This is a genomic window from Salinispora fenicalii, assembly GCF_000514815.1.
Taxonomy (GTDB): Bacteria; Actinomycetota; Actinomycetes; order Mycobacteriales; family Micromonosporaceae; genus Micromonospora; species Micromonospora fenicalii.
This window is the reverse complement of the sequence record NZ_AZWQ01000042.1, coordinates 1-5,232: the sequence shown is the minus strand read 5'-3', so window position 1 is coordinate 5,232 and position 5,232 is coordinate 1. Positions and strand designations below refer to the sequence as shown.

Below are 5,232 nucleotides of genomic sequence, written 5' to 3'. Positions count from 1 at the left end.
GAGCGGTTGCCTCTGGAGGGGCCCTGGTTTGGGGTTCTGATGGTGTGTGGTTGTTCTTTGAGAACTCAACAGGGTGTTTGGAAAGCCAGTGCCGTTTTGGTCTGGGTTGGCCTGCTGTTTGGTGGGTTGGCTTGGGCTGGATTTGGCAGCAAATATTTTGTTGCTGGGATGTTTCTTCAAGTTTTTGTTGGAGAGTTTGATCCTGGCTCAGGACGAACGCTGGCGGCGTGCTTAACACATGCAAGTCGAGCGGAAAGGCCCTTCGGGGTACTCGAGCGGCGAACGGGTGAGTAACACGTGAGTAACCTGCCCTAGGCTTTGGGATAACCCCGGGAAACCGGGGCTAATACCGAATATGACTGGCTGCCGCATGGTGGTTGGTGGAAAGATTTTTCGGCTTGGGATGGACTCGCGGCCTATCAGCTTGTTGGTGGGGTAATGGCCTACCAAGGCGGCGACGGGTAGCCGGCCTGAGAGGGCGACCGGCCACACTGGGACTGAGACACGGCCCAGACTCCTACGGGAGGCAGCAGTGGGGAATCTTGCACAATGGGCGGAAGCCTGATGCAGCGACGCCGCGTGAGGGATGACGGCCTTCGGGTTGTAAACCTCTTTCAGCAGGGACGAAGCGTTTGTGACGGTACCTGCAGAAGAAGCGCCGGCCAACTACGTGCCAGCAGCCGCGGTAAGACGTAGGGCGCAAGCGTTGTCCGGATTTATTGGGCGTAAAGAGCTCGTAGGCGGCTTGTCGCGTCGACTGTGAAAACCCGTGGCTCAACTGCGGGCTTGCAGTCGATACGGGCAGGCTAGAGTTCGGTAGGGGAGACTGGAATTCCTGGTGTAGCGGTGAAATGCGCAGATATCAGGAGGAACACCGGTGGCGAAGGCGGGTCTCTGGGCCGATACTGACGCTGAGGAGCGAAAGCGTGGGGAGCGAACAGGATTAGATACCCTGGTAGTCCACGCTGTAAACGTTGGGCGCTAGGTGTGGGGGGCCTCTCCGGTTCTCTGTGCCGCAGCTAACGCATTAAGCGCCCCGCCTGGGGAGTACGGCCGCAAGGCTAAAACTCAAAGGAATTGACGGGGGCCCGCACAAGCGGCGGAGCATGCGGATTAATTCGATGCAACGCGAAGAACCTTACCTGGGTTTGACATCGCCGGAAATCCTTCAGAGATGGGGGGTCCTTCGGGGCCGGTGACAGGTGGTGCATGGCTGTCGTCAGCTCGTGTCGTGAGATGTTGGGTTAAGTCCCGCAACGAGCGCAACCCTTGTTCGATGTTGCCAGCGCGTTATGGCGGGGACTCATCGAAGACTGCCGGGGTCAACTCGGAGGAAGGTGGGGATGACGTCAAGTCATCATGCCCCTTATGTCCAGGGCTTCACGCATGCTACAATGGCCGGTACAATGGGCTGCGATACCGTGAGGTGGAGCGAATCCCAAAAAGCCGGTCTCAGTTCGGATCGGGGTCTGCAACTCGACCCCGTGAAGTCGGAGTCGCTAGTAATCGCAGATCAGCAACGCTGCGGTGAATACGTTCCCGGGCCTTGTACACACCGCCCGTCACGTCACGAAAGTCGGCAACACCCGAAGCCGGTGGCCTAACCCTTGTGGGGGGAGCCGTCGAAGGTGGGGCTGGCGATTGGGACGAAGTCGTAACAAGGTAGCCGTACCGGAAGGTGCGGCTGGATCACCTCCTTTCTAAGGAGCGCCATCCGTCGAAGGGCGGTATGGAGCCTCGGTTGCCTGTGTTGGGTGATGGGGTGCTCATTGGTCGGAGACACTGGCTAGTCGGTTTTGGCAGCGGTTTGATGCTCTTGTACACGCTCTCTTTGGGGGGTGGGGGAAGGGGTTGATGATGCGGCTGGGGTTGGCGGTGAACACCCTGTTGGGTCCTGAAGGAATGACCGTTGGTTGTTTCTTTGGACTGTGTTGCTTGTGATGCTGCTGTGTGGTGGTGTTGCGGGTGATGTGGTTGCCTGGCGTGGCTTGTCTCGTATACCGGGTGCTGGTTCTGCTCTTTGGGGTGGGGTTGGTGTTGCTGGTGCGGGGTGGTGGTTGCGGGTTGGTTGTTTGTTGAGAATTACACAGTGGACGCGAGCATCTTTGTGGTCAAGTTGTCAAGGGCGAACGGTGGATGCCTTGGCACCAGGAGCCGATGAAGGACGTGGGAGGCCGCGATAGGCCTGGGGGAGCTGTCAACCGAGCGACGATCCCAGGGTGTCCGAATGGGGGAACCCGGCATCAGTCATGTGGTGTCACCTGCACCTGAACTCATAGGGTGTGTGGAGGGAACGCGGGGAAGTGAAACATCTCAGTACCCGTAGGAAGAGAAAACAATATGTGATTCCGTGAGTAGTGGCGAGCGAAAGCGGATTGAGGCTAAACCGGCTGCGTGTGATACCTGTCAGGGGTTGCGTGGTTGGGGTTGTGGGATCCTGCGACACGGGCTGACACTCGTGTGGGGAGTTATAAAGCTGGTGGTTAGTTGAACAGTCTGGAATGGCTGACCGTAGACGGTGAAAGTCCGGTAGGTGAAAACTGCCAGTCTCCTGTGGGTGTTCCCGAGTAGCGGCGGACTCCTGTAATCTGCCGTGAATCTGCCAGGACCATCTGGTAAGCCTAAATACTTCCTGGTGACCGATAGCGGATAGTACCGTGAGGGAATGGTGAAAAGTACCCCGGGAGGGGAGTGAAATAGTACCTGAAACCGTTCGCCTACAATCCGTCGGAGCCTCTTTTGTGGGGTGACGGCGTGCCTTTTGAAGAATGAGCCTGCGAGTTAGTGGCATGTGGCGAGGTTAACCCGGGTGGGGGAGCCGTAGCGAAAGCGAGTCTGAATAGGGCGTTTGAGTCGCGTGTCCTAGACCCGAAGCGGAGTGATCTAGCCATGGGCAGGCTGAAGCGTGGGTAAGACTGCGTGGAGGGCCGAACCCACCAACGTTGAAAAGTTGGGGGATGACCTGTGGTTAGGGGTGAAAGGCCAATCAAACTCCGTGATAGCTGGTTCTCCCCGAAATGCATTTAGGTGCAGCGTCGTGTGTTTCTTGCCGGAGGTAGAGCACTGGATGGTCTAGGGGGCCTACAAGCTTACCGAAATCAGCCAAACTCCGAATGCCGGTAAGTGAGAGCGCGGCAGTGAGACTGCGGGGGATAAGCTTCGTAGTCGAGAGGGAAACAGCCCAGATCACCAGCTAAGGCCCCTAAGCGTGTGCTAAGTGGAAAAGGATGTGGGGTCGCATAGACAACCAGGAGGTTGGCTTAGAAGCAGCCATCCTTGAAAGAGTGCGTAATAGCTCACTGGTCAAGTGGTTCCGCGCCGACAATGTAGCGGGGCTCAAGCACACCGCCGAAGCTGTGGCATTCACGCGTGTACTTCGCATGGCCTTTGGGTTGTGTGTAGGTGTGTGGATGGGTAGGGGAGCGTCGTGCCGGGGGTGAAGCAGCCGAGTGATCGAGTTGTGGACGCGGTACGAGTGAGAATGCAGGCATGAGTAGCGAATGAAGGGTGAGAAACCCTTCCGCCGGATGACCAAGGGTTCCAGGGCCAGGTTAATCCGCCCTGGGTGAGTCGGGGCCTAAGGCGAGGCCGAGAGGCGTAGTCGATGGATAACGGGTTGATATTCCCGTACCCGCGAAGGAGCGTCCCTGATGAACCTCGTTGTGCTAACCATCCGAGCTTGGTGTGGTCTTTGGACTGTGCTGGGGGAGCGTGGGAACCTGGCGGGTAGTAGTCAAGCGATGGGGTGACGCAGGAAGGTAGCTGAGCCCGGCCGGTGGTTGTGCCGGGGTAAGCGTGTAGGCTGTGTCGTAGGTAAATCCGCGGCGCGTGTGGCTGAGACGTGATGCCGAGCCGATTCAGGTGAAGTCAGTGATCCTATGCTGCCGAGAAAAGCCTCTAGCGAGTTTCGAGCGGCCCGTACCCTAAACCGACACAGGTGGTCAGGTAGAGAATACCAAGGCGATCGGGTGAACTGTGGTTAAGGAACTCGGCAAATTGCCCCCGTAACTTTGGGAGAAGGGGGGCCGGAGACGTGAAGGCACGTGCTGCTGGAGCGTTGTATGGCCGCAGAGAGCAGGGGGAAGCGACTGTTTACTAAAAACACAGGTCCATGCGAAGAAGTAATTCGATGTATATGGACTGACGCCTGCCCGGTGCTGGAACGTTAAGGGGACCTGTTAGTCTTTCGGGGCGAAGCGGAGAACTTAAGCGCCAGTAAACGGCGGTGGTAACTATAACCATCCTAAGGTAGCGAAATTCCTTGTCGGGTAAGTTCCGACCTGCACGAATGGCGTAACGACTTCCCCACTGTCTCAACCACAGGCCCGGCGAAATTGCATTACGAGTAAAGATGCTCGTTACGCGCGGCAGGACGGAAAGACCCCGGGACCTTTACTATAGCTTGACATTGGTATCTGAATTAGCTTGTGTAGGATAGGTGGGAGCCTGTGAAGTGTGCACGCCAGTGCATGTGGAGGCAATCTTGAAATACCACTCTGGTTGGTTTGGGTATCTAACTTCGGACCGTTATCCGGTTCAGGGACAGTGTCTGGTGGGTAGTTTAACTGGGGCGGTTGCCTCCTAAAGGGTAACGGAGGCGCCCAAAGGTTCCCTCAGCCTGGTTGGCAATCAGGTGTTGAGTGTAAGTGCACAAGGGAGCTTGACTGTGAGACTGACGGGTCGAGCAGGGACGAAAGTCGGGACTAGTGATCCGGCACTGGCGAATGGAAGCGGTGTCGCTCAACGGATAAAAGGTACCCCGGGGATAACAGGCTGATCTTCCCCAAGAGTCCATATCGACGGGATGGTTTGGCACCTCGATGTCGGCTCGTCGCATCCTGGGGCTGTAGCAGGTCCCAAGGGTTGGGCTGTTCGCCCATTAAAGCGGTACGCGAGCTGGGTTTAGAACGTCGTGAGACAGTTCGGTCCCTATCCGCCGTGCGCGTAGGATACTTGAGAAGGGCTGTCCCTAGTACGAGAGGACCGGGACGGACGAACCTCTGGTGTGCCAGTTGTCCCGCCAGGGGCACGGCTGGTTGGCTACGTTCGGAAGGGATAACCGCTGAAAGCATCTAAGCGGGAAGCCTGCTTCAAGATGAGGTATCCCATCCACCTTTGGTGGGGTAAGGCCCCCAGCTAGACGACTGGGTTGATAGGCCGGAAATGTAAGCTCGGTAACGGGTTCAGTTGACCGGTACTAATAGGCCGAGGACTTGACTACTAAGTTGCTAC

At 57.3% G+C, this 5,232-nt stretch carries 2 rRNA genes; both read left to right on the top strand.

The annotated features are described in order from the left end of the window. Positions 1-184 precede the first annotated feature (184 nt). Positions 185-1,700, top strand: a 16S ribosomal RNA gene (locus B116_RS0117720). 409 nt (positions 1,701-2,109) lie between these two features. Then, positions 2,110-5,221, top strand: a 23S ribosomal RNA gene (locus tag B116_RS0117715). The 16S and 23S rRNA genes sit together here, the layout of an rRNA operon. Positions 5,222-5,232 lie beyond the last annotated feature (11 nt).